Source organism: Stenotrophomonas sp., from assembly GCF_059505245.1.
This window is the reverse complement of sequence record NZ_JCACKF010000032.1, coordinates 18,978-40,494: the sequence shown is the minus strand read 5'-3', so window position 1 is coordinate 40,494 and position 21,517 is coordinate 18,978. Positions and strand designations below refer to the sequence as shown.

The following is a 21,517-nucleotide window of genomic DNA, read 5'->3' as shown; positions in this document are numbered from 1 at the left end:
GTCAGGAGGTCCACTACCGGACGCTTGCATGTGGAGAGGGATATGAAGAATACGTTGCTGCGGCAGGCATCCGCCGCTGCATTGATCTACGCAACGCTGGTGGGCGCGGTGTTCGCGCAGGGCCTCGGGGTCTGCGGCGGTGGGCTTTACTGCGAGGAGTTCCGCCAGCAGTGCCTGGCCAGTGGCAAGTCACCGGTCATCTGCGAGTCGCAGTACCGTCGCTGCGTGCAGGACGCCTGCGGTATCCGCTGACATGGAAAGGGCGCACCTTGTGGGTGCGCCCTCTGTCATCCGGACATCATGCAACGCGCTCAGGCGTCGCTGGGCACCAGTCCCATCAGCGCATTGGCGTGTTCGCGCCATTGCGGCAGTTTGTTCAGCACGCCTGCGCGCTGCAGGTAGTCCTCGTCCACCGGGTCGCCATTGACCAGCGCCAGGGCCACGTGCACCGCACCGGTCACCCAGAAGCTGCGGGTGTTGGCGCGCTGCGGCTGCAGGTGGAAGGCCACCGCTTCGATGATCGGCATCGGCAGGCCCCACAGGCCCAGCAGGTAGGCGCCGGCCTCGGCATGGCCAGGGCGGGTGTCGCCGGCCAGCGAGGGCTCGCTGCGCTCGTTGCGCACACCTGGCAGCAGCAGGCCGATGTCGGCCAGCAGCGCGGCAGTCGCTCCCAGTTCGGCACTGGATTCGGGCAGCAGGCGTGCGGCGAGCCGCGAGGCCAGCAGTGCGCGCTGTTGCAGCGAGTTGCGCTCGGCGGCCGACAGCGTCGGTGCGGAGAACACTTCGCTGGCCAGCACCAGGTCACGCAGCGTGGCAAGGCCCAGCCGGGTCACGGCGGTGCGCAGGTCGGCAATGGTGCGGCCCTGGCTGAAGAAGGCCGAGTTCGACAGTTGCAGCACCTTGGCGGCGATCGCCGGATCGGCGGCGACCAGCTTGGCGACATCGGCACTGTCGGCGTCGTCGTCATGTTCCAGGGCCTGGGTCAGGCTCAGGTACAGGTGCGGCGGCGAGGGCAGTTTCTCGATACGGCCGATGGCATCGCGCAGGCGCGGGCTGTCCAGCACTTCGCGTAGTTCTTCCAGGCTGGTCAGTGCCTCCAGCAGCACTTCCGGCGCCAGCGGCAGCGGCAGGAAGCGGTGGGCGACACCAATGAGGCGCGCCGGCGGCGGCCGGTTGCCATGCTGCGCATCGACCAGCGCGATGCGGATGGTCTCCGGGCGCAAGGTCCGGATCTGCCCCAGCAGCGTGGTGGCATTGAGATCCGGCAATTGCGGGCAGACGATCACCGCGTCCACGCCCTGCGTGGCCACCGCGGTCATCGCGGCCTGGCCATCGGTGGCGGTCAACGGCTGCCAGTCTTCCCCAAGATCGGCAATGAATTCGGTCAGCTCGGCCGGCAGGCTGGCTGCATCCCCAACAAGCAGAATACGCACGACACATTCCCCTGGCTGTCTCGACGATGGATGTCGATGACGTGTGAAGTGACGCAATTTACCTAATACGGCAGCAAGAGTGATGTGCCGTCGTCATGAAACGTGACCCGCATCGCTCCGGCAGGGTACCGCCGGAGCGATCCGGTTCAGGCTCAGGCCTTGCTGTCGAGATGGCGCTGGTGCGCCTCGATCAGGATCTGCTTGGCCTCAGCGGCGCCGCCCCAACCGTCCAGCTTGACCCACTTGCCCTTCTCCAGGTCCTTGTAGTGCTCGAAGAAGTGGCCGATGCGCTCCAGCCAGTGGCTCGAGACCTGGGCGATGTCTTCGACGTGGGCGTAGCCGCTGAAGATCTTCGAGACCGGCACGGCCAGGATCTTCTCGTCGCTGCCCGCCTCGTCGCTCATCTTCAGCACGCCGACCGGACGGCAGCGCACGACCGAGCCCGGCACCAGTGGCAGCGGCAGCACCACCAGCACGTCGGCCGGATCGCCGTCGCCGCACAGCGTGCTCGGCACGTAGCCGTAGTTGCACGGGTAGCGCATCGGGGTGGAGAGGATGCGGTCGACGAAGATCGCGCCGGTTTCCTTGTCCACTTCGTACTTCACCGGCTCCGAGTCCTTCGGGATCTCGATGATGACGTTGATTTCTTCCGGCGGGTTCTTGCCGGGCGAGACGAGTTCCAGACCCATGGTGTGCTCCAGGTGGGGGGGATATAGACGGATAGCTCACCATTTTATGCCTTTGCCGGGCGCTGTGCAGCGTAGGGCAGGGCCGACCCGCGCGCTCGGCCCTGGCGGAGGGCCAGGGCGGGGTTTCCCGATGGGTTCCACCCGGTCCCCTCGGCAGGCTGGAGATCCATACCAAGGAGCCTTGCCATGAACTGGAATCGTTTGGGCTGTTACGCCCTGTTGCTGCTGGCACCGCTGCCCGCGTTCGCGCGGGGGGCGCACGTCAACCTGATTGACTACCCCAGCGATGAGACCGCGTGGGAAAGGGCCTTTGCGCTGGAGGACGCGGTCGCCGGTGAATTCGCCGCGTTGTGTGCCGACACCTTCTGTGAAGGTGACTACAGCAATTACCGGGTGATGGAGTTCCGCTGTGCCGTGCTGGCCCATCGGGGCACCGTGCAGCGCTGCGTCCTGGTGGTGGCGGCCAGCGAACTGGAAGTACAGCCCGATACGGGACAGGTGCAGGTCGACAACGGCAGCTGGGTCTGCCCGATCGAATTGCAGCCCGGGGTGCCAGTCGAGGCGTTCTATGCCTCACTGGAAGCGCCGGGCGGCCTGGTCGCGCCTCTGCCCGGGCGTGACCACGGCATCTTCGATGGGCTGCCTGAATGCCTGCGCACGCAGGGGAGGGTGGGCTGATGGGCAGCTTCCGTAGATGCTGGCTGTTGTGCGGCGTGCTGTCTGTCGGCCTGTTGTACGCCGGTGCCGTGCAGGCTGCGCCGGCGTTCGTCGATGCGCGCGATTACACCGGCCCGGGGGGCGGCCACGAGCGTTTCCTGGCTGCCGAGCGGCAACTGGTGCGTGGCTTCGATGAGGTGTGTGGCGATACCTTCTGCGAGGGGCAGTACATCAATCTGTGGGCCATGCGCCTGCGCTGTTCCGTGGAACAGGCCACGGGGGTGGTTGTCCAGTGTGTGTGGACATTCGCCGGCAGCGACACCTGGGTAAAGCCCAGCGGCCTGATCAAGGTCAACCGCGGACGCTATGCCTGCGTGCTGCCGCTGGCAACTGGGACACGCCTGGAAACCCTGCTGCAGGTGTGGGAAATGGGGGATGGGTTTGACGCGTTGCACGCGCCGTTGCCCGGCACGACAAGCAATACCTACGACGCGCTGGTTGATTGCCTGTAGGTCTCGTCACTGATGAGAACGTGACTGATTCGCATTTGCGGAGTAGCATGCGCGGCGCCTCCCGTCTGTCGTCCCGGCTCCGCGCATGTCCTCCAATGCTGCCTCCCTCACCGAACTGCTGATCCGCGAGCGGCCAGCGCTGCTGCGCCGGGTGCAACGTATTCTGGGGGGCGACAACGGCGCCGAGGACGTGATCCAGGCGGTGTGGTTCAAGGCCCGTGGGGTCGATGACAGCCAGGCCATCGACAATCCGCGCGCCTATCTGTACCGGCTGGCCGCCAACCTGGCCACCGACCACGGCCGCGAGTCGACCCGGCGCAACCGCCTGTTGGCTGATCACTACCTGTGGGGGCCGGACGAGGTGATCTCCACCGAAGAGCAGGCCATGGCGCAGGACGAGCTGCAGCGGGTACTCGACGCGGCCGGCCATCTGCCGGAGCCGACCCGCACCATCTTCCGGCTCAACCGCCTTCAGGGCCTGACCCAGGCCGAGATCGCACGCCGCCTTGGGGTATCGGTGACCACGGTGGAGAATCACGTACGCACCGCGCTGCAGCGCCTGGCCTGGGCCCGCAGCGGCCGATGATCGCGCCGCCTTGGGGCTGGCCTTCGCGCAAACGTCTTGATCATTGGACCGTGGATGCGGTCCAGTTCCCCCGCCCCGCGCTTGAATGCGCCTGTCCGCCAGCCGATGAGCCCGCCGAACATGCTGCCTGCCGCCAATGACGATGCCCTGGCCGAGCAGGCCCGGGACTGGATCGCGTGGCTGGCCTCGGGCGATATCAGCGACGCGCGCATGCAGGCGTTCGAACACTGGCTGCAACAGCCGGGGCACCGCAGGGCCTTCGAACACGAGCGCGCGCTGTGGCGCAGCGTCGGGCCGCGAGCGCAGCCGGCCCGCGTGGCTGGTCGACGCCCGCGCCGACGGCGTTGGGCCATGGCTGCGGCGGCAATGCTGGCGATGCTGGTGGCATGGCCGGAGGCGTCGCTGCGCCTGCAGTCCGATCACCGCAGCACGCACCAGGTGCAGAACGTACTGCTGCCTGATGGCAGCCGTGCGGTGCTGGACGCCGACAGTGCGATTGCCGTGCACTTTGATGCGAACGCCCGCCAGGTCGAGCTGTTGCGCGGGCGTGCCTGGTTCGAGGTCAGTCCGGACGCGCAGCGACGTTTCAGCGTGCGCGCCGGCAATGGCGTGGTCGAGGACATCTCGACCGCCTTCACCGTGGCGCGGGGCCACGACCAGGTGGAAACCCAGGTCGGGCAGGGCAGGGTACGGATGGCCAGCCCGGTTGACGGTGGCTGGACCTACCTGCAGCAGGGCCAGCGCGCGGCCTACGGTGAACACAGTGGTGTGAGGCGATTGGGGGACGTTGCGGCCGACAGCGTCGGCGCCTGGCGTCAGGGCGAGCTGCTGTTGGAACAGGCCCGCGTTGCTGACGCGGTGCAATGGGTGGGGCGCTATCGCGCTGGCCCGACCTTCGTGCGTGGTGATCTATCGCAGCTGCCGGCGGTAAGCGCGGCGTTGCGTATCGACCGCCCGGAACAGGCGTTGGATGCGCTGGCCGCGACGGCTGGATTGCAGGTGACCCGGCTGCCGCTCGGCGTCGCCATCGTCCATCGGTAGATCCACGCCATTGCCCCGGTGCCGACCAACGGTCGGCACCCACCACTGCAACCAGCCACGCAACCGTCGGCGCCCACCACTGCAACCGGGCGCGCAACCGTCGGCACCTGCTTCGACTGCAAATCCCCTTGGGGTTGCCACGCTTCCATCCGTCTTACTCCGCGAACGTACCCGCCGCCGCCACGTACGTCGCCGTGTCCGCCCGTGTTGCGGATGACGCCGCGTTCGCGGCACCGATTACCTGACAGGTTCCCCCATGTTCGACTTCCATCGCCCGGGCCGCGTGCTGCGCCCGTCCCGCCTGTGCATCGCGTTGCTCGCCGCCGGCCTGGCCAGTGCCGCGCCGTCCGTACTGGCGCAGAGCGCCAGCAGCGACCACGCGGCCGTGCTGCGCTTCGATATTCCGGCGCAACCGCTGGATGACGCGCTGCGCAGCTACATGCGCCAGTCCGGTGTGCAGGTGGTCTATCCCGCATCGCTGGCACGTGGCGTAACCTCTCGCGCGGTCGGCGGCAGCCTGTCGGCCAACGAGGCGCTGCAGCAGCTGCTGCAGGGCAGTGGCCTGGCAGTGCGCCGGGTCAGCGCTGATGCGGTCACCCTGGAAGCGGCAACGCCGTTGCAGGCCGACAGTGGTGTGATCGTCACCGACACGCTGAGTGTGGCCGGCGACCGCGTCGGGAGCGGCGCGACCAGTGATGAAGCACGCCTGCTCGACAGCTATCGCAGCGTGGGTTCGACCACCACGCTCAATCGCACGCACCTGGAGCGTTTCCGCGGCACCTCCAACGGCGACATCGTCAAGGGTGTGGCCGGTGTCACCGCCGGTGATCCGCGCGTGGGCAACGGCTTCGACGTCAACATCCGCGGTATCCAGGGCCAGGGCCGCGTGCCGGTGATCATCGACGGTGGCCAGTCCAGCATGGATACCTACCGTGGCTACGCCGGCCAGTCGCAGCGCACCTACCTCGACCCGGACCTGATCTCCAGCCTGACCATCACCAAGGGCCCGAGCCTGCAGGCCAACGCGTCCGGTGGCATCGGCGGCGTGGTCGAGATGGAGACGTTGAAGATCGGTGACGTGCTGCGCGAGGGCCGCGACGTCGGCGTGCGCGTGCGCGGCGGCCTGGCCAATAGCAGTGCCAACAGCCTGCCGTCCTACAGTGCGGCACCGCGCACCGATCGCAGCGCCACCGGCAGCCAGTTCTTCAACGTGGCCGCCGCAGGGCACTGGGACCGCTTCGATCTGGTCGCCGCCTACGCCTACCGTGACAACGGCAACTACTTCTCCGGCCGCCATGGCTACGACGACTTCCCGCAGGATCGGCGCACGCTGGCGCCGCTGAATCCGCCGCGCACCGAGGTTTTCAATACCTCTTCGCGCTCGAAGTCGGCGCTGCTCAAGGGCACCTGGCGCATCGACGACACGCAGACGCTGGAAGCCGGCTATCGCCGCTATGAAGGCACTGCCGGCGAGATCATGGCCTCGCAGATCATCCGCGTGGATCGTGACCGCATTCCACAGTGGGATCCGGGCCACGTCGACATGGACAGCTACAGCCTGCGCTACCGCTTCAATCCGGACAGCGAGCTGATCGACCTGCGCGTCAACGCCGCGTACACCGACACCGACAGCGTGATGTACAACAGCCTGACCGGCATCACCCCGTGGTACTTCGACCGCCGCACCGAGTGGTATGACGCGCCCAGCTTCAGCGGTGACCCCGGCTACAAGGATGCCTACCGCAATCCGCTGCGACAGAAGCGCTTCGGCCTGGATGCCAGTAATACCTCCAGGTTCGACACCCGCGCCGGTGCGTTCACCCTCGACTACGGACTGTCCTACAGCGACGAAGACATCGCGCCGGGCAGTTCGGGGCCGGTCATGCACGATGACCTGGTCAACAACCGTTTCCTGCGCAACGCCGAGCGCAAGGAGTACAGCGCCGTGGCCTCGCTGAAGTGGCAGCCCGATGAGCATTGGGAACTGCTGGCCGGCGGCCGCTGGAACCGCGTGGATGTACATGACCGCAACCGCCTGGCCACGCCCGATGCCTATGAAGTGCAGGGACAGTACCGCTACACCGAACTGCTCAATGGCAACCCGGCGCTGCCGTCGTGGCGGGCCAAGCGCATCGCGCTGCTGAACTGGTACCCGGATGCCAACGGCAACTTCACCCGGGAATCGCTGCTGGCCTCGCCGTACAAGAAGGGCACGGTGGCCGACATCGGTGGCTGGAACTTCTACGACGCTGGCAAGGCGCAGGATCTGGAAGTGCCGGTCAGCTGGAGCTGGTCGCAGCCGATCCGCCGCCGCGACAGCGCGTTCTCGCCGACCGCCAGCGTGGCCTATCGCTTCAGCGAAGACACCATGGTCTACGTGAAGTACGCCGAAGGCACCAAGCTGCCGAGCCTGTTCGAGACCACGCTGGGCCTGTTCACCGCCGCCAAACCGGTGGGTGAGCTTAAGCCGGAGCGTGCGCGCAGCTGGGAAATCGGCGCCAGCACCCTCCGCTACGACCTGTTCACTGCCGGCGACCGCCTGGCGCTGAAGCTGGCGTATTTCGATACCCGTATCGACGACCTGATCACCCGTGACTACCGCACGCTGTCGGCGGGCCTGATCCGCAACGTCGACCAGTTCAAGGTCTCGGGCATGGAGTTCCAGTCCAGCTATGACAGCGGCAAGGTATTTGCCGATCTGTCCGCGCACTACTACTCCAAGGCCAAGACCTGCGCGCCGGACATCGCCGCCGAGCGCCGTGCCTATGGGGCGCAGCGCAGGAACGGCGAGCTGGCCAACACGCCCGACTGCGTGGACGGCGGCTTCGAGGGCTCGTACACCAATACCCAGAACCCGCCGCGCTACATGGTCAACCTGACCCTGGGCTCGCGCCTGTTCGAGGAGCGCCTGACCTTCGGCACCCGCGTGGTCCACAACGCCGGCCCGATCAGCAAGCTGGACAAGGACTGGAACGTGGGCCTGTCGGCGATCCAGCAGCTGTACCGGCCAACCACGCTGGTCGACCTGTTCGCCAGCTGGAGCTTCAACGACCAGCTCTCGGTGGAAGCCGGCGTGGACAACCTGACCGACCGCTACTACCTGGACCCGCTGGCCCTGGGCGTGATGCCGGCACCGGGCCGCACCGCGCGGCTGGCGCTGACCTGGAAGTACTGATCGGTCGCGGATGAGCGCTGGGGTCGGATCCCTTTCCTGCGGAAAGGGCGAGCGGCGGGGTCGGATCCCTTTCCTGCGGAAAGGGCGAGCGGCGGGGTCGGATCCCTTTCCTGCGGAAAGGGCTCTGACCCCAACAGCGCGGGATACCCCGCTTACAGCCCCGTCGCCGCCTTCACCGCGTCCTCGTGCAGCGACTCGTTCAGCTCATCCACCACGGTGGTCCATGCCGCATCGGCCTGCAGCGACTCGGACAGGAACTGGCGCTGCGCATCGTTCCAGTACGGCGCCTCGACCACTTCCACATCGGTGGCCAGCTGGTGCTCGCGGATGAAGCGGGCGATGCCCTCGGCGCTGGCGTCCAGGCCCAGCTGCAGGAACAGGTTGGTCATGCGCGGTTCGGTGGTGATCATCGTCGGTTCCTGCGGTAAGAAGGGATGCGCCATTATCGGCGCACATAGCCTTGGGGAAAGCCCCGTGGCGAACGTCTACAGCAGGACGACCCCCTTGGCATCCCCCATGAACGCACACATCGCCCCTGAAGACAGCCGCAGCCTGCGGCTCAAGGCCGCCACCCGCGACAGCCATGGCGCCCTGGACAAGCGCATCATGGCCGGTGACATCTTCGCCGACCGCAGCAACTTCGCCCGTTTCCTGCGCGTGCAGTATCGCTTCCACCGCAGCATCGATGCGCTGTATGCCAACCCTGCGCTGGACGCACTGCTGCCGGACCTGGGCGAGCGCCGCCGCCTGACCCAGGTCGCGCGCGACCTGCAGGACCTGGAGCAGACCCTGCCGGGGACTGACATCGCGGCGTTGCCGTCCGATCTGGAACTGCCCGCCGCGTTGGGGTGGCTGTATGTGGCCGAAGGGTCCAACCTGGGCGGCACCGTGCTGTACAAGATGGCCGCCAGGCTCGGCCTGGATCGTGATTTCGGCGCCCGCCACCTGGCCGCGCATCCGGATGGCGCGGCGCGCCACTGGCGCGAGTTCACCGCTGCGCTGGACGCGGTACCGCTGAGTGCCAGGCAGGAGCAGCAGGTGATCGATGCGGCCGACGCCGCGTTCCGCAGCGTGCACGGCCACGTCGAAGTGGAATTCGCCTGATGCCTGGTGCCCGCCTGCGGATGCAGCGCTGATGCGTTGGCTCTGGTTCGCGCTGGGATGGTTGATGGTCGGCCTCGGGGTGATCGGCGCGTTGCTGCCGGTGATGCCGACCACCATCTTCCTGATCTTCGCCGTGGGCTGCTTCGCACGCAGCTCGCCGAAGTTCGAGCAGCGCCTGCTGGCGCATCCGCGCTACGGCCCGTCACTGCGGCTGTGGCGTGAGCAGGGTGCGGTGTCGCGCAAGGGCAAGGCGTTCGCCAGTGCCGGCATGGCCGTCGGTTTTGCGCTGTTCTGCTGGGGAGCGCACCCGTCGTGGCGTCTGCTGCTGGGCGTGGGCCTGTTCTTCGCGGTCAGCGCCGGCTACGTGCTCAGCCGACCCGCGCCGCGGCTGCAGCCCCATCCGGTCGTGGAAGTGGACGACGCCAATGATCCGCGTGCGACCCGCCGTCGCGCAGCGACCCCTGATGCTGATGGAAACCGAGACGATGCTGCCTGCTGACCTGGCCCCCGTGGCCGCCCCCGCATTGACCCCGTGGGGCATGTACCTGGCCGCCGACGTGGTGGTGAAGGCCGTGATGATCGCGCTGGCACTGGCGTCGCTGGCCACCTGGACCGTGCTGCTGGCCAAGGGCTGGGAGCTGGCGCGGCAGGCCCGGCAGCTGCGTGCGGCACGCGCGCTGTTGCTGCAGTCCGCACAGCTGCCGACGCAGAGCGAGGAAGCGACCCTGCAACAGGGCGCTGCACTGACGATGCTGGACGCTGCACGCACCGAACTGCGCCTGTCGCAGGAGCTGGACAGCCACGACGGCATCAAGGAGCGCGTCGCCTCGCGCCTGGAACGCATCGAGCTGGAAACCGCGCGCGTGCAGCGGCGCGGTATCGGCGCGCTCGCCAGCATCGGCGCGGTGGCGCCGTTCGTCGGCCTGTTCGGTACGGTGTGGGGGATCATGAACAGTTTCATCGGCATCGCCCACAGCAACACCACCAGCCTGGCGGTGGTTGCGCCCGGCATCGCCGAGGCCCTGTTGGCGACAGCGCTCGGCCTGGTCGCGGCGATTCCCGCGGTGCTGGTCTACAACCATTTCAGCCGCGTGCTGGCCGGCCTGCGGGGGCTGCTCGGCGATCTGTCGGCGGCCGTGCAGCAGCTGGTGTCGCGCGATCTTGATCGTGCCGTCCCGCGTGCCGCTGCGGCGCCGCTGCGCGCGGTGCACTGAGGCGCGACGATGGCGATCAGGACCGCGTCCGACCGCGACGATGCCCCCGAAGAAGCGCACGAGATCAATGTCACGCCCTTCATCGACGTGATGCTGGTGCTGTTGATCATCTTCATGGTGGCCGCACCGCTGGCCACCGTGTCGGTGCCGGTGCAGCTGCCGGCCAGCAGCGCCAATGCCGCGCCGCCGGAACAGGCACCGGTGTACGTGACCGTGCAGGCCGACCTGTCGCTGCGCGTCGGCGAGCAGGCGGTGGCGCGTGACGGGCTGGCGGCTGCATTGCAGGTGGCCACCCACAGTGATACCGCGCAACGCATCTTCCTGCGCGCCGACACCCGCGTGCCCTACGGCGAACTGATGGCCACCCTGGATGCGCTGCGTGCGGCGGGCTACCTGAAGGTGGCACTGGTCGGCCTGGAGCAGCGCACGCAATGAGCGGACTGCGGCGCTGGGCGACCAGCCTGGCGATCGTACTGCTGGTGCACGCGCTGTTGATCGGCGCGGCCTGCTGGTGGGTGGCGCGCGCACCGGTGCAGGCTGCAACGGCTCCCCCGGCAGCGCTGACGCTGGAGCTGGCGCCGATGGCGCAGGCACTGCCGGCGCCGCCGCGCGAGGTCGCCACCGGGCCGCTGCAGCAGCAACAGCAGCGGCAGCAGGCGCCAGCGCCAGCCGTGCGTGAGCAACCCAAGGCACCCGTGCAGCCGCAGGGCGAGCTGCCTCCGCCAGAAGCGCCGGAACCAGCGCCCGCGCCGGACAGCGCCGATGCCAACGTCGCGCAGACCAGCGCACCGCCGCAGGTGGCCGCCGACGCTGCCGCACGCTACACCGCGCCGCAGACCACGGCGGGTGAGCGCAGTCGTGCCGAGGCGACCTGGGAAGGACGCCTGCTCGGGCACCTGCAGAAGCACCGGCACTATCCACGCCAGGCCGAGCGGCTGCGCCAGCAGGGCGTGGTCTACGTGCGCTTTGCCGTGGCCCGCGACGGTGTGGTTTCGGCGGTGGTGCTGGGCCGCAGCAGCGGCTTCGCGCTGCTCGACCAGGAGACCCTGGACACCGTGCAGCGGGCCAGCCCGCTGCCGGCGCCGCCGGCCGAAATGGCCGGCGACCCGGTGGAAGTGATGGTGCCGGTGTCGTTCTTCCTGCGTGGGCGGTGATTGACGGTGGGGTCGGAGCCCTTTCCGCAGGAAAGGGCTCTGACCCCATCGAGGCCGTCATCCACGCATGGCGCGGATCTACAGCAGCGGCACCAGCAGCAGCGCCACGATGTTGATGATCTTGATCAGCGGATTGATCGCCGGGCCGGCGGTGTCCTTGTACGGATCGCCGACGGTGTCGCCGGTCACTGCCGCCTTGTGTGCCTCGCTGCCCTTGCCGCCGAAGTGGCCATCCTCGATGTACTTCTTGGCGTTGTCCCAGGCACCGCCGCCGGTGGTCATCGAAATGGCCACGAACAGGCCGGTCACGATGGTGCCGATCAGCAGGCCGCCCAGCGCGCGTGGCCCCAGCAGCAAGCCGACCACCACCGGCACCGCCACCGGCAGCAATGACGGCACGATCATTTCGCGGATCGCCGAGCGGGTCAGCATGTCCACCGCCTTGTCGTACTGGGGCTTGCCGGTGCCCTGCATGATGCCGGGGATCTCGCGGAACTGGCGGCGCACTTCCTCCACCACCGCACCGGCGGCGCGGCCGACCGCTTCCATCGCCATCGCACCGAACAGGTAGGGAATCAGGCCGCCGATCAGCAGGCCGATGATCACCGTGTGGTCGCTGAGATCGAAGCGGAACTCCTGGCCGGGATTGGCCGCCTGCAGGTTGTGGGTGTAGTCGGCGAACAGCACCAGTGCGGCCAGCGCCGCCGATCCGATCGCATAGCCCTTGGTCACTGCCTTGGTGGTGTTGCCCACTGCATCCAGCGGATCGGTGATGTCGCGGATCTCCGAGGGCAGCTCGGCCATTTCGGCGATGCCACCGGCGTTGTCGGTGATCGGGCCGTAGGCATCGAGGGCGACAATCATGCCGGCCATCGACAGCATCGCAGTAGCGGCGATGGCGATGCCGTACAGGCCGCCCAGCGCGAAGGCTCCCCAGATCGCCGCACACACCGCCACCACCGGCAGCGCGGTGGACTTCATCGAAATGCCTAGGCCGGCGATGATGTTGGTGCCATGGCCGGTGGTCGAGGCCTGCGCCACGTGCTGCACCGGCTTGTACTGGGTGCCGGTGTAGTACTCGGTGATCCACACGATCAGCCCGGTCAGCACCAACCCGATCAACGCGCAGCCATACAGCGCCATCGGCCCATGCACGTTGTCGGACATCAGCCCGGTGGTGATCGGATAGAACGCAATCGCCGCCAGCACGCCGGAGACGATCACGCCCTTGTACAGCGCACCCATGATCGAGCCGCCCGGCTTCACCTTGACGAACAGCGCACCGATGATCGAGGCGATGATCGATACGCCGCCCAGCACCAGCGGGTAGAGCACCGCGTTGGCGCCGGCCTCGGCCAGCATCAGGCTGCCCAGCAGCATGGTGGCGATCACGGTCACCGCGTAGGTCTCGAACAGGTCGGCGGCCATGCCGGCGCAGTCACCGACGTTGTCACCGACGTTGTCGGCGATCACCGCCGGGTTGCGCGGATCATCTTCGGGAATACCGGCTTCGACCTTGCCGACCAGGTCGGCGCCGACGTCGGCTCCTTTGGTGAAGATGCCGCCGCCCAACCGCGCGAAGATCGAGATCAGCGACGAACCGAACGCCAGCCCGACCAGCGCGTGCAGCGCCTGCTCCATCGGCAGGCCCATGCGCAGCAGCAGTGCGTAGTAGCCTGCCACGCCCAGCAGGCCCAGCCCGACCACCAGCATGCCGGTGATCGCGCCGCCGCGGAAGGCGACGTCCATCGCCGCGCTGATGCCCTGGCGCGCCGCCTCCGCGGTGCGCACGTTGGCGCGCACCGACACGTTCATGCCGATGTAGCCGGCGGCGCCGGACAGCACCGCACCGACCGCGAAACCAATCGCGGTGTACCAGCTGAGGAACACCCCGACCAGCACGAACAGCACCACGCCGGCGATGCCGATGGTCAGGTACTGACGGTTGAGGTAGGCACGCGCACCTTCCTGGATCGCGGTGGCGATCGCAACCATGCGCTCATTGCCGGTGGGTTGGCGCAGGATCCAGCGCGCCGAGACGATTCCGAACAGGATCGCGAGAATGGCGCAGCCCAGCGCCAGTGACAGCCCGTGACGTTCCAGCATTAGACCCCTCCGCAGAATGGATGTAGGCATCCAGTGGCGATGAACGGCACCACGAGGGGGACGACGGGCTGCAGCCTGGAACCAACCCGTACCGACCTTGGTGGTCGTCCGACGTATGGCGGTGTTCAGCATTCCCTGGTGCCTGCAGTATGCGTGCCGCTCTTTGTAGAGTCGAGCCATGCTCGACTGGCCCGTGGGAGCCGCGCCGCATGACCCGTGGGCGCCCTGCCAATGAACGCGTCGACATGCGCGCGGACCCGCCGCCAGGCAAGGGCATGATTTGCGAGCCACCGGCCTTTGCACCCCGTTAAGCCAGCCTCTGCAAGCCTGCGCGGAGTCCCGATGGAGATCCCCCATGCGCCTGTCCCTGTTGATGCTCGCCGCCCTGGCCCCGGCCGTGCCGGCACTCGCTGCGGAAACCCCGGAGCTGCAGCGTGCCGTGGGCGCACCCCAGGCGGTGGGCGCGGTGCATACGCTGCGGCAGATTCCCGAGGCCTGCGCACGCCTGGAAGGTGCGTTCACCGGCGATGCCGCCGCCCCGTACCGCTTCTCCGCCGTGCGTACCAGCGAGCAGTGCCAGCCACGTGCGCGCTTCGTCGACTACACCAAGGCACAGCCGAGTGCCGACAAGGGCTGGAAGCTCAACGATGTGATCCGCGTGCCCAACGCGGCATGCCCGGCGCAGCAGGCGGTGGTGCGGGTGTGGCGCCTGCCGTCGAGCAACAAGGTCGAGCTGGATGGGCAGGGCCAGTCGCGCATCTATCTGGAAGAGGCCAAGAAGCAGGCGGCAGCCGGCCAGATTCCGCAGGTGACGATGTTCGCCGCGCAGCTGCAGATGGAAGGCAAGGCCTGCAATTGAGATGATGCGTGCGCTGCGCCCACGCAGTCGTCCACGGGTGGTAGTGCCGGCCGCTGGCCGGCATCCGGCTGATCTCACTCCGCCAGCGTCGCCCCGCGCGCCACCAGCAGCTCGCGCAACGCCCTGCGATGGCAATGCGCTTCGTCCTCGCAGTAGCAGCCCACGCTGAGGTCGCTGTGCTGCGACATCGCGGCCAGCAGGTCCAGCGCGTGCGCGGCATCGGGCGCTTTCATCTCGGCCTTGTAGTGGCGGAAGAACGCAGTCCAGTCGGCGGCGGTCTTCGCCTCATGGGCCTGTTTCACCAGCTCCGCGCTGGGTGACAGAGTCGGGAACCAGACGTCGTACCAGTCCCGTTTCGCGAATTCGCTGCGGGGCACGCCGCGCGGTGGTCGCCGCACGGTGCCGATGCGCAGGCCCTCACCGGGTTGGCGCGGGCTGCCAAGACGAACAACACGCAGTGCCATGATGACCTCCATGAAAAGGGGACGGAGGGGATTAAGTCGTATCCGACCCACTGCTGATGCTGTTGGAGATGACAGAGGGGCGTATGCGACTTAATCCCCTCCGTCCCCTTTTTCAGGTCAGCCCTCGAAGGCCGGCAGCTTCTGCTTCACCGCCACGTTCTTCAGAGTGACGTACTTCGGCAGGCCGTCGGTGCCATAGGGAAGCGGCGCTTCGCCCTTGATCAGCGGCGACAGGTAGGCGCGCGCCTTGGCGGTGATGCCGAAGCCATCGCGGCGGATGAAGCCGGCTGGCATCTTCTTCTCGTGGTTGGCGATCTTCGACAGCGGGGCCGCTTCGATCTTCCAGCGATAGGGCGCATCGCTGCTGCGCACGATCACCGGCATCACGCCGTTCTGGCCCTTCAGTGCCAGCTGCACGGCGGCCTTGCCGACCGCCTGTGCCTGCTCCCAGTCGGTCCTGCTGGCCAGGTGGCGGGCCGAGCGCTGCAGGTAGTCGGGCAGCGCCCAGTGCACCTTCAGGCCCAGCTGGTCCTTGACCCGTGCAGCAAGGTGCGCGGCCACGCCGCCCAGCTGCGAGTGACCGAACGAGTCCTTGCCGCCGCCTGCGTCGGCGACGAAGCGGCCATCTGCGGTCGCGATACCTTCCGACGCCACCACCACGCAGTAGCCGACGCGCTCGACCACGGCCTTCACCTTGGCCAGGAACGCGGCCTCGTCGTAGGCGCGCTCGGGCAGCAGGATGATGTGCGGTGCTTCGTCATCACCGTTGCCAGCCAGGCCGGCGGCCGCGGCCAGCCAGCCGGCGTGGCGGCCCATCGCCTCGTAGATGAAGACGCGGGTGGAGGTCTCGGCCATCGCCGCAACGTCCAGCGCCGCCTCGCGCACCGAGACGGCGGTGTACTTGGCCGCCGAGCCGAAGCCGGGGCAGGTGTCGGTCACCGCCAGATCGTTGTCGATGGTCTTGGGCACGCCAATGCAGGTCAGGTCGTAGCCGGAGGCCTTGGCCAGCTGCGAGACCTTCAGCGCGGTATCGGCCGAGTCGTTGCCGCCGTTGTAGAGGAACCAGCGCACGTCGTGCGCGCGCAGCACCTCCAGCAGGCGGTCGTAGCGGGCACGGTCGGCGTCCAGCGATTTCAGCTTGACCCGGCACGAGCCGAAGGCACCGCCCGGGGTATGGGCCAGCGCGCGGATGGCCGCGGCACTCTCCTTGCTGGTGTCGATCAGCTCCTCGCGCAGGGCGCCGAGGATGCCGTTGCGGGCGGCCAGGACCTTGATGCCCTTGGCCCGCGCCTGCTCGATCACCGCCGCCGCCGTGGCGTTGATGACGGCGGTGACACCGCCGGACTGGGCATAAAGGAGAGTGCCGTTGCGCATGCTTCTACCTGCTCGGGGGAGGGGACATTGCAGGGACATTACCCGGATGCGGTAAAGTGGCGCTATTGCGGTGCAGCGATACCGGACCGTCCGGGACGCGAACCTTCTTTGTTTTCAACACGTTGGAGTCAGGTCAATGCGATTGGTTCTGTTGGGACCGCCCGGTTCGGGCAAGGGGACACAGGCGACGCGCCTGAAGGAAAAGCTGGGCATCGCCCACATTTCGACCGGTGACATGCTGCGCGCGGAAATCGCCGCCGGCACCGAGCTGGGCAAGCAGGCCAAGACGGTGATGGATGCCGGCAACCTGGTGTCGGACGACATCCTGCTGGGCATGCTGGAGTCGCGCCTGACCCAGGCTGATGTCGCCAAGGGCTTCATCCTCGATGGCTACCCGCGCAACGTGGCCCAGGCCAATGCGATGGACGGCCTGCTGGCCAAGATCGGCCAGCCGCTGGACGCCGTGGTGCAGCTGGACGTGGCCACCGAGCTGCTGGTGGATCGCATCGCCGGTCGTGCCAAGGAGCAGGGCCGCGCCGATGACAATCCGGAAGCGGTGCGCCAGCGCCTGCAGGTCTACAACGAGCAGACCGCCCCGGTGGTCGATTTCTACGCCGGCCGTGGCACCCTGGCCCGCGTCGATGGCGTCGGTGAGCTGGACGAGATCGAAGCCCGCATCCTGGCGGCGATCAAGGCCTGATCCGGCCGGGCCGGCGCGAATTGCCGGCTCCCCGGGCGCAAAAAAACACAGGCCTGGTCCGCGAGGATCAGGCCTGTGTCGTTTGACAGGCGCCAGCGAAGGGCTTGCTCAGGGCCCCGCAGCATGAGCTCCCTTGGGGATGGCCTCTTGGGGAGTAGGACCGGTTCGGGTACTGCGGCTGGCAGTTCGAATTGTGTCCGGGTTCACAGAACATCGCTATCGGGAATTCCCTGACAGCTGATTGGAGTTTTCTCACATCCCGTGTAGGGGTTGTCTTACCCGATAGCGGACATTGGCCCTATACAGCCGTCATCGGTCACAATCCTCGGTCATGAGCAGCGTACATATCCTTGCAATTGCCGGCACCTTCATGGGCGGCGTGGCCGCCCTGGCGCGGGAACTCGGGCATTCCGTCAGCGGCAGCGACCAGGCCATTTACCCGCCGATGTCGACCCAGCTCGAACAGCTGGGCATCACCCTGGACCAGGGCTACCGTGCCGACAGCGTGCCGGCCGGCACCGACGAGGTGGTGATCGGCAACGCGCTGTCGCGCGGCAATGCCGCCGTGGAAGCCGTGCTCGATGCCGGCCAGCGCTATATATCCGGCGCGCAGTGGCTGTCCGAGCAGGTGCTGCCGGGCCGCGACACGCTGGCCGTGGCCGGTACCCATGGCAAGACCACCACCACCACCATCCTCACCTGGCTGCTGGAAAGTGCAGGGCGCTCGCCGGGCTTCCTGATCGGCGGTGTCGCCGAGGATTTCGGAGTCTCCGCGCGCCTGGGCCAGGGCCGCGAGTTCGTGGTCGAAGCCGATGAGTACGACACGGCCTTCTTCGACAAGCGCAGCAAGTTCGTGCACTACCGGCCGCTGGTGGCCATCCTCAACAATCTTGAATACGACCACGCCGACATCTTCCCGGACGTGGCGGCGATCCAGCGCCAGTTCCACCACCTGGTGCGTACCGTGCCCGCACGTGGGCGGCTGATCGTCAACGGCGAGGATCAGCACCTGGCCGAAGTGCTGGCGATGGGCTGCTGGACCCCGGTCGAGCGGTTTGGTTTCGATCCCTCGCTGGAGTGGCATGCCGAGCTGCTGGCCGCCGATGGCAGCGCGTTCCGCGTGCACCATCGTGGGCAGGCGCTGGGCGACGTGCAGTGGTCGCTGCTGGGCCGCCACAACGTGCTCAACGGGCTGGCCGCGCTGGCCGCTGCGCATGCAGTGGGCGTGGCGCCGGCCGCGGTGATCCCGGCGCTGGCGCGCTTCCGCAGCGTCAAGCGCCGCATGGAAGTGATCGGCAGCCATGGCGGCATCACCGTCTACGATGATTTCGCCCATCACCCCACCGCGATCGCCACCACGCTGGAGGGCCTGCGTGCCAGGGTCGGCGATGCGCGCATCGTGGTTGCGATGGAACCGCGCAGCAACTCGATGCGGTTGGGCGCACATGCGCAGGCACTGGCACCGTCGCTGGCGCTGGCTGATGAAGTGGTGTTCCTGCATCGCCCGGAACTGGCCTGGGATGCCGCTGCGGTGATCGCTGCGGTACGTGGTGACGCCCACGCGGTGCCGGATACCGACGCGTTGCTGGAACAGCTGCAGGCCAGCGCGCGCAGCGGCGACCACGTGGTGTTCATGTCCAACGGTGGCTTCGACGGCGCCCCGCGCCGCTTCCTCGCCGCGTTGCAGGCCCGATGAGCGTCGACAGCCCGCTGCCGCTGTTTCCGCTGCACACCACGCTGGTGCCGGGTGCGGCGGTGGGCCTGCGCGTGTTCGAGCGCCGCTATCTGGACCTGGTCCGCGACAGCGGCCGCAGTGGTGAGGGGTTCGGTGTCTGCCTGATCCTCGATGGCGAGGAAGTCGGCGCACCGGCGACGCCGGCGGCCTACGGTGTGCAGGTGCGCATCGAAGACTTCGATGTCGGCGCCGATGGCGTGCTGCAGCTTCGCCTGCGCGGCACCCGCCGTTTCCATGTGGAGCGTACCCGCGTGCGCGACAACGGCCTGGTGGTGGCCGACGTGCGCTGGTGCGAGGAAGACCCGGACGACGAACTGCGACCACAGCACGCGCTGCTGGCCACGGTGCTGGGGCACATCATCGAACAGGCCGGCGAGGCCTATGCGCCGTCCAACCCGGCGTTGCTGGACCAGGCCAGCTGGGTCGGCTGGCGGCTGGCCGAGCTGTTGCCGCTGAGCGAGCAGCAGCGCCTGCAGCTGCTGCAGATGGACGACCCGCACCAGCGATTGCAGCAGTTGCTGGGCTGGATGCCGTAGCAGCCTGCCTTGGGTGGGTGTGCACCTTGGTGCACACGCTGGGGCATGCGTGGAATGCCATCCACGCACGGCGTGGATCTACTGTAGAGCCGAGCCTATGCTCGGCTTGATGGTTCCCGCGAAGAGCAGCCGAGCATGGGCTCGGCTCTACAGTGGGTGATCGCGCACCGGTGCCGGTCAGGGCGCCGTGGTCTTCAACCGCAGCACCGGCAACCCGGTTTCGCTGTGCACGTCCTCGCGCTGCGGCAGGTCCTGCACGGCGTCCTTCACTGCGTTGAGCGCCGGGTCGACGCCACGCAGCGGGTGCCACATGCCGATCCACTCGAAATGACGCTCGTAGCGCAGGGTCTGCGCACTGCCCAGCCATAGCGGCGTACTGCCCGGTTGCAACTGCGCAGGGGCTGGCCACAGGCGCAGTACGTAGCGCTCATCGCGGTGTGTACCCGGGCGCACCATCAACAGCGCTTCCACGCGCGTGTCCAGCGTGGCTGGCAGCACCGGCAGTTCGTCGGCACCCGTGTTCTTGTCCAGCATCAGCAGCGCCTCCTGCCAGCCGGCCTGTTCCTGCCGCTTCCAGCCGCGTGCTTCCAGCTGCGCCTGCAGCGGGGCCAGCGGGCCCGCCACCTGCACGTCCAGCGGCCAGCGCTGGTCGTCGTCGAACTCGTTGCGGCGCGCCGGCAGTGTCGCCCAGTCGTGCTGCCACCAGGCCTGCATGTCCATCGCCTGCGCCGCCGGCAGGGTCGGCTCGAAGCGTTCCAGCTTCACCGGAATGTGGCGCGGCGCGTACCACATCGCCGCCACGGCGAAGACACCGTAGAACAGCCACGCCACCGGCTTCACCCAGAACGAGCGGTTGAAGCGGCGGCGGTAGGCGATGCCCAGCACCAGCAGCCAGAACGTGCCGAACAGCATGCCGCCGATCACATCGCTCAGCCAGTGCGCGCCCAGGTACAGGCGCGAGAAGCCGATCAGGCTGACCACGATGCCCGACACCAGGTACGGCCAGACACGGGTGCGGCCAGGCATCTCGCGGGCGATCAGCACCGCGAAGAAGCCGAAGGTGATGGTGGCCATGGTCACCGACACCGACGGGAAGCCAAAGCCACTGCTGGCATCGACCGGTCGCACCACATCCACCGTTGCGCCGAGCAGCATGGTCAACGCCAGGCCGAAGGCAAGCGCGGCCAGCCAGTGCGCGGCTGCCATCCAGCGGCGGCGCCAGATCAGGTAGCCCATCGCTGCAGCGGTGGCCGGCAACAACACCTGCCAGGCGCCCAGCGATGCCAGCGCGGCCATCGGGTAATCGGCCAGCGGATTGCGCAGCGCCAGCATGGCCTGGTGCACCAGCAGGTCGATCGCCAGCGGCTCGCCATGGGCGACCACCACGGTCAGCAGCGCGAACCAGCCCCAGCCCAGCACCAGCAGCATCAGCGCCAGCATCGCCAGCGGCACCGACTCGCGGCGCTTCGGGTCCAGCACACCGACGGTGTAGCGGCCCAGCGTCGGGTGTCGGTTGGACCAGTCCAGCAGCCGCGCCAGCCAGTTGTCCATGCGCGCGGCCGACCAGCGGTAGCCGTACAGCACGATGGCCCAGACCAGGCCGAGGATCACTGCCAGCAGGCCGACCACCACCACCAGGCGCCCTGCGACGGCGGCCACCGCGTCGTAGGCCTCGCCGAGCACCCAGCCCGGTGCCAGGAACAGCACCGCCCACGAAATGCTGGCGATGCCACTGGCCTGCATGTAGCGGCTGGCCGGCATTTTCATCATGCCCGCGATGGCCGGCACGAACGGCCGGATCGCGCCCACGTAGCGTGCTACCAGGATGCTCTTGAAGGCATTGCGGCGGAACAGGTTTTCGCCGCGGTCGAGCAGCTGCGGGTAACGGCTGAAGGGCCACACGCCACGCAGGCGGTCACCCCAGCGGCGGCCGATCCAGTAACTGATGCCATCACCGGCGAATGCGCCCAGTGCGGCTGCGGCCACCGCGTACGGCCCGGAGATCTGGCCCAGCCCGATGAACACGCCCACCGCGAACAGCAGCGGCAGGGCCGGCACGATGGCACCGAGAATGATCACCGCATCGCAGAAGGCGATGAGGAAGATAACGGCACCCGCCAGCACGGGGTGAGCGGCAATCCACGCGAGGGTGGCGTCGATCCATGAAGAGTCCATTGC

The 21,517-nt window shown here is 67.9% G+C and carries 22 protein-coding genes; 15 read left to right on the top strand and 7 right to left on the bottom strand.

The window, feature by feature from the left end:
* The first annotated feature begins 42 nt into the window (after window positions 1–42).
* Window positions 43–252, top strand: coding sequence for a hypothetical protein (locus AC5JLE_RS12580; protein ID WP_032955995.1), 210 nt, complete (start codon window positions 43–45; stop codon window positions 250–252).
* 59 nt (window positions 253–311) lie between these two features.
* Here AC5JLE_RS12580 and AC5JLE_RS12575 read toward each other — a convergent pair whose 3' ends face one another.
* Both AC5JLE_RS12575 and ppa read right to left on the bottom strand, forming a co-directional pair.
* Window positions 312–1,433 carry an HDOD domain-containing protein gene (locus AC5JLE_RS12575; RefSeq protein ID WP_014038392.1) on the bottom strand — a complete coding sequence of 374 codons (1,122 nt, stop codon included), beginning with the start codon at window positions 1,431–1,433 and terminating at the stop codon, window positions 312–314.
* Between the two features lie 152 nt (window positions 1,434–1,585).
* A complete protein-coding gene (ppa, locus tag AC5JLE_RS12570; RefSeq protein ID WP_005410935.1) occupies window positions 1,586–2,122 on the bottom strand; it encodes an inorganic diphosphatase in 537 nt (178 codons plus the stop codon).
* Between the two features lie 186 nt (window positions 2,123–2,308).
* On the opposite strand from ppa, the gene AC5JLE_RS12565 reads away from it, so the two are divergent.
* From AC5JLE_RS12565 to AC5JLE_RS12545, 5 genes are all read left to right on the top strand, one after another.
* Window positions 2,309–2,800 carry a hypothetical protein gene (locus tag AC5JLE_RS12565; protein WP_049420880.1) on the top strand — a complete coding sequence of 164 codons (492 nt, stop codon included), beginning with the start codon at window positions 2,309–2,311 and terminating at the stop codon, window positions 2,798–2,800.
* Window positions 2,800–3,291, top strand: coding sequence for a hypothetical protein (locus tag AC5JLE_RS12560; RefSeq protein ID WP_046432378.1), 492 nt, complete (start codon window positions 2,800–2,802; stop codon window positions 3,289–3,291). The genes AC5JLE_RS12565 and AC5JLE_RS12560 overlap by 1 nt, the downstream gene beginning before the upstream one ends.
* Before the next feature lie 85 nt (window positions 3,292–3,376).
* Window positions 3,377–3,877: an RNA polymerase sigma factor gene (locus AC5JLE_RS12555; RefSeq protein WP_014038389.1), complete on the top strand. Its 501-nt coding sequence runs from the start codon at window positions 3,377–3,379 to the stop codon at window positions 3,875–3,877.
* A 105-nt stretch (window positions 3,878–3,982) separates the two neighbouring features.
* Window positions 3,983–4,918, top strand: a complete 936-nt coding sequence (locus AC5JLE_RS12550) for a FecR family protein (protein WP_197557103.1) — start codon at window positions 3,983–3,985, stop codon at window positions 4,916–4,918.
* A 256-nt stretch (window positions 4,919–5,174) separates the two neighbouring features.
* Window positions 5,175–8,093 (top strand): TonB-dependent receptor, encoded by a 2,919-nt coding sequence (locus AC5JLE_RS12545; RefSeq protein WP_481445808.1) that lies wholly within the window; start codon window positions 5,175–5,177, stop codon window positions 8,091–8,093.
* Window positions 8,094–8,245: 152 nt separating this feature from the next.
* Here AC5JLE_RS12545 and AC5JLE_RS12540 read toward each other — a convergent pair whose 3' ends face one another.
* Complete coding sequence (locus AC5JLE_RS12540) at window positions 8,246–8,503, bottom strand: DUF2789 domain-containing protein (protein ID WP_006390068.1); 258 nt, start codon at window positions 8,501–8,503, stop codon at window positions 8,246–8,248.
* Between the two features lie 106 nt (window positions 8,504–8,609).
* Between AC5JLE_RS12540 and AC5JLE_RS12535 the strand changes: the two genes are divergently transcribed.
* The 5 genes from AC5JLE_RS12535 to AC5JLE_RS12515 are packed head-to-tail and all read left to right on the top strand — an operon-like array spanning window position 8,610 to window position 11,565.
* Window positions 8,610–9,197, top strand: coding sequence for a biliverdin-producing heme oxygenase (locus AC5JLE_RS12535; RefSeq protein ID WP_481445809.1), 588 nt, complete (start codon window positions 8,610–8,612; stop codon window positions 9,195–9,197).
* Window positions 9,198–9,228: 31 nt separating this feature from the next.
* A complete protein-coding gene (locus AC5JLE_RS12530; RefSeq protein WP_481445810.1) occupies window positions 9,229–9,696 on the top strand; it encodes a YbaN family protein in 468 nt (155 codons plus the stop codon).
* Window positions 9,683–10,411 carry a tonB-system energizer ExbB gene (gene exbB, locus AC5JLE_RS12525; protein ID WP_014648318.1) on the top strand — a complete coding sequence of 243 codons (729 nt, stop codon included), beginning with the start codon at window positions 9,683–9,685 and terminating at the stop codon, window positions 10,409–10,411. Before AC5JLE_RS12530 ends, exbB begins: the two co-directional genes overlap by 14 nt.
* Before the next feature lie 9 nt (window positions 10,412–10,420).
* Window positions 10,421–10,846: a TonB system transport protein ExbD gene (exbD, locus tag AC5JLE_RS12520; protein ID WP_046432363.1), complete on the top strand. Its 426-nt coding sequence runs from the start codon at window positions 10,421–10,423 to the stop codon at window positions 10,844–10,846.
* Window positions 10,843–11,565 (top strand): energy transducer TonB, encoded by a 723-nt coding sequence (locus tag AC5JLE_RS12515; RefSeq protein WP_496065334.1) that lies wholly within the window; start codon window positions 10,843–10,845, stop codon window positions 11,563–11,565. Before exbD ends, AC5JLE_RS12515 begins: the two co-directional genes overlap by 4 nt.
* Window positions 11,566–11,643: 78 nt before the next feature.
* Here the strand turns inward: AC5JLE_RS12515 and AC5JLE_RS12510 are convergent, their stop codons facing one another.
* The gene (locus AC5JLE_RS12510; protein ID WP_032956016.1) at window positions 11,644–13,671 is read right to left on the bottom strand and encodes a sodium-translocating pyrophosphatase; all 2,028 of its coding nucleotides are present in this window, start codon (window positions 13,669–13,671) and stop codon (window positions 11,644–11,646) included.
* 355 nt (window positions 13,672–14,026) lie between these two features.
* Between AC5JLE_RS12510 and AC5JLE_RS12505 the strand changes: the two genes are divergently transcribed.
* Complete coding sequence (locus tag AC5JLE_RS12505) at window positions 14,027–14,530, top strand: hypothetical protein (protein ID WP_014648314.1); 504 nt, start codon at window positions 14,027–14,029, stop codon at window positions 14,528–14,530.
* Window positions 14,531–14,604: 74 nt separating this feature from the next.
* Here AC5JLE_RS12505 and AC5JLE_RS12500 read toward each other — a convergent pair whose 3' ends face one another.
* Together AC5JLE_RS12500 and AC5JLE_RS12495 are read right to left on the bottom strand one after the other, a co-directional pair.
* A complete protein-coding gene (locus AC5JLE_RS12500; protein ID WP_014648313.1) occupies window positions 14,605–14,994 on the bottom strand; it encodes a DUF488 domain-containing protein in 390 nt (129 codons plus the stop codon).
* Between the two features lie 117 nt (window positions 14,995–15,111).
* Complete coding sequence (locus tag AC5JLE_RS12495) at window positions 15,112–16,368, bottom strand: 6-phosphofructokinase (protein ID WP_014648312.1); 1,257 nt, start codon at window positions 16,366–16,368, stop codon at window positions 15,112–15,114.
* 136 nt (window positions 16,369–16,504) lie between these two features.
* Between AC5JLE_RS12495 and AC5JLE_RS12490 the strand changes: the two genes are divergently transcribed.
* The 3 genes from AC5JLE_RS12490 to AC5JLE_RS12480 all read left to right on the top strand — a co-directional run bounded on the left by AC5JLE_RS12490 (window position 16,505) and on the right by AC5JLE_RS12480 (window position 19,339).
* Window positions 16,505–17,068, top strand: a complete 564-nt coding sequence (locus AC5JLE_RS12490; RefSeq protein ID WP_032956019.1) for an adenylate kinase — start codon at window positions 16,505–16,507, stop codon at window positions 17,066–17,068.
* Between the two features lie 331 nt (window positions 17,069–17,399).
* On the top strand, window positions 17,400–18,764 hold the full coding sequence (gene mpl, locus AC5JLE_RS12485) for a UDP-N-acetylmuramate:L-alanyl-gamma-D-glutamyl-meso-diaminopimelate ligase (RefSeq protein ID WP_049407684.1): 1,365 nt from the start codon (window positions 17,400–17,402) through the stop codon (window positions 18,762–18,764).
* The gene (locus AC5JLE_RS12480; protein WP_032956024.1) at window positions 18,761–19,339 is read left to right on the top strand and encodes an LON peptidase substrate-binding domain-containing protein; all 579 of its coding nucleotides are present in this window, start codon (window positions 18,761–18,763) and stop codon (window positions 19,337–19,339) included. Before mpl ends, AC5JLE_RS12480 begins: the two co-directional genes overlap by 4 nt.
* 177 nt (window positions 19,340–19,516) lie before the next feature.
* On the opposite strand, the gene AC5JLE_RS12475 is transcribed toward AC5JLE_RS12480, so the two are convergent.
* Window positions 19,517–21,514 (bottom strand): bifunctional DedA family/phosphatase PAP2 family protein, encoded by a 1,998-nt coding sequence (locus AC5JLE_RS12475; RefSeq protein WP_069117929.1) that lies wholly within the window; start codon window positions 21,512–21,514, stop codon window positions 19,517–19,519.
* Between the last annotated feature and the right edge of the window lie 3 nt (window positions 21,515–21,517).